This is a genomic window from Streptomyces sp. UH6 (genome assembly GCF_013421635.1).
Taxonomy (GTDB): domain Bacteria; phylum Actinomycetota; class Actinomycetes; order Streptomycetales; family Streptomycetaceae; genus Streptomyces; species Streptomyces abyssomicinicus.
In genome coordinates this window covers 1-2,453 of the sequence record NZ_JACADT010000861.1, presented here as the reverse complement: position 1 = coordinate 2,453, position 2,453 = coordinate 1, and the positions used below count along the sequence as shown (strand labels likewise).

Below are 2,453 nucleotides of genomic sequence, written 5' to 3'. Positions count from 1 at the left end.
CGCGGCAACGGCTGGGGGAACGGCACCCGGCGCCCCCACTGACCCGCCGGCCGCTGATCCGCCGGCCGCTGACCCGTCAGCCGCGCGACCGCACCGTCCGCCCCGCCAGGACACCGGTGCGGTGGCCGTCCTCGACGGCGACACGGCCGTTCACCAGGACGTAGGGGATACCGACGGGCGGCGTCCGGGGCAGGGCGAACGTCGCGCCCTCGGCGACGGTGGCCGGGTCGAACAGCACCAGATCGGCCCGGTGGCCCTCGCGGACCAGACCGCGGTCGGTGAGGCCCAGCCGGGCGGCCGGCCGGCCGGTGAGGTGGGCGACGCACTCCTCCAGCGTCAGCACCCCCAACTCCCGCACGTACGTGCCGAGGTAGCGGGGGAACGTGCCGTACGCCCGGGGGTGCGGCTTGGCGCCGCGCAGGATCCCGTCGGAGCCCCCGGTGTGCGTCCGGTGCCGCATCAACGCGCGGACGTTCTCCTCGTGGCCGACGTGCTGGAGGATCGTCGCACCGAGCCGGTCGGCCAGCAGCAGGCCGCGGGCCGCCTCCCAGGGGGAGCTTCCCGACGCGTCCGCCAGTTCGGCGACCGTGCGGCCCACCGCGCCGCCGAGCGAGGCGTCGACCACGCCCGAGATCTCCACCGTGGGCCACTCCACCGGCACGCCGTGGCAGCCGTCCGAGCCGGTCACCTCCAGGTCGTGCCGGATCCGCTCCGCCGTGGCGTCGTCCCGCAGCCGCTCCAGGGTCGCCTCGAGGCCGCCCTCGCTCGCCCAGCCGGGCAGCAGCGCGGCCAGGGTGGTGGCGCCCGGCGTGTACGGATAGGTGTCCAGGGTCAGATCGCAGCCACCGTCCAGCGCCTCGTCCAGCAGCGCCAGGAGTTCGCCCGAACGGCCGCGGTTCTCGGCGAAGTTGAGGGTGGCGTGGGCCAGGTGCAGGGCGCAGCCCGCGTCCCGGGCGATGCCGATCACCTCACGGTAGGCGTCCAGCGCGCCGGCGCCGTAGGAACGGTGGTGCGGGCAGTAGTAGCCGCCCGACTCCGCCACGACACGGCACAGTTCGGTCAGTTCGGCGCGGTCGGCGTACATGCCCGGCGGGTACGTCAGCCCGGACGACATGCCCACCGCGCCCTCCCGCAGCCCGGCGGCGACCAGCTCCCGCATGCGGTCCAGTTCCCCGGCGGTCGGCGGGCGGTTCTCCCAGCCCATCGCCAGCATCCGGACCGTGCCCTGGGGCACCAGGTAGGCGGCGTTGACGGCCATGCCCTCGCCGCCGACGCCCCGGTCCAGACGGTCCAGGTACTCGCCGACCGAGCGCCAGGTGAAGTCCACGCCGTCGCCCGGGCCGTTCCACCCGGCGACGGCCTGCCGCACCTCGGCGAGGGTGCGGTCGTCGACCGGCGCGTAGGAGAGGCCGTCCTGGCCCAGGACCTCCAGGGTGACCCCCTGCGCCAGCTTGGCGGAGTGGTCCGGGTCGGTCAGCAGCGCCAGGTCGCTGTGGGAGTGCATGTCCACGAACCCCGGCGCCAGGGCGAGCCCCTCGGCGTCCAGGATCCGGGTGCCCACGGGGCGCTGGCATCCGGAGGCGGCGGCCTCGCGGACGACCTGGACGATCCTGCCGTCCTTGACCGCCACGTCGGCCCGGTAGGACGGCCCGCCGGAGCCGTCCACCACCTCGGCGTCCCGTACGACCAGATCGGCGAGATGCATGGCGGCTCCCGGTGTCCCCATGGCGCTGCGCCGCCGGTGCCGGCGGGGAACCGGCGGTGGACCGGCGGCGAGCGGTCGGTCAGATGGTGAACGGTCGGTCGGAGGGCGAACGGCCGGTCAGAAGAAGGTGCGGATGTAGTCCACCACCGTGCCGTCCGTCTCGACCAGAGGGATCAGCTGCCATTTGTCGAAGGCGGTGCACGGGTGCGAGAGCCCCATGCCCACCCAGTCGCCGACCTCCAGGTCCGCGCCCGGGGCGGTCTCCAGCCAGGCGTGCTGGTCGGAGAGCTTGGTGACGGCGATCCCGTCCGCGGGACGTTCCTCCTCGCCCCGGCGCACCACCTGGGCCTCCGGCATCCCCAGGTCGTAGGCGGCGTCGCGCTTCCCGGCGTTCAGGAAGGCCTGCCCGGCCGCCGGGCGGGAGATCACCTGGGCCCACAGCCGGAAGGCGGGCTCCAGCGCGCCCTCCTCGGGGATCCGGGTGAACGGCGTGACCGACCGGTAGTGGCCGTCGTCGTGCGAGACGTAGGCGCCCGAGCGCAGCAGCTTCAGCGCGGGCAGGCCGAGCGGGGGCAGGTCCGCGAAGACCTCGGCGACCGTGTCGAACCAGGCGCTGCCGCCGGCGCTGACCACGATCTCCTCCAGGCCCGTGCCGGCGAACAGCCCCGCGCCGTCCAGCTTCGCCGCCAGCTCCCCCAGCCGGACCAGCCAGGCGCGGACCCGTTCCGGGGTGGCGTCCGGGACCTCG

1 protein-coding gene and 1 pseudogene are annotated in these 2,453 nt (G+C 75.0%); both read right to left on the bottom strand.

Annotated elements, in window-relative coordinates; genetic code table 11:
- Positions 1-76: 76 nt before the first annotated feature.
- Positions 77-1,705 (bottom strand): amidohydrolase family protein, encoded by a 1,629-nt coding sequence (locus tag HW445_RS26820; protein WP_180223460.1) that lies wholly within the window; start codon positions 1,703-1,705, stop codon positions 77-79.
- 117 nt (positions 1,706-1,822) lie between these two features.
- Positions 1,823-2,453 (bottom strand): annotated as a pseudogene (locus tag HW445_RS26815) (amino acid deaminase); the annotation flags it as partial.

Bases quoted from the DNA above. Each gene is read 5' to 3' on its own strand.
- HW445_RS26820 (WP_180223460.1), bottom strand. From the start codon at position 1,705: ATGCATCTCGCCGATCTGGTCGTACGGGACGCCGAGGTGGTGGACGGC.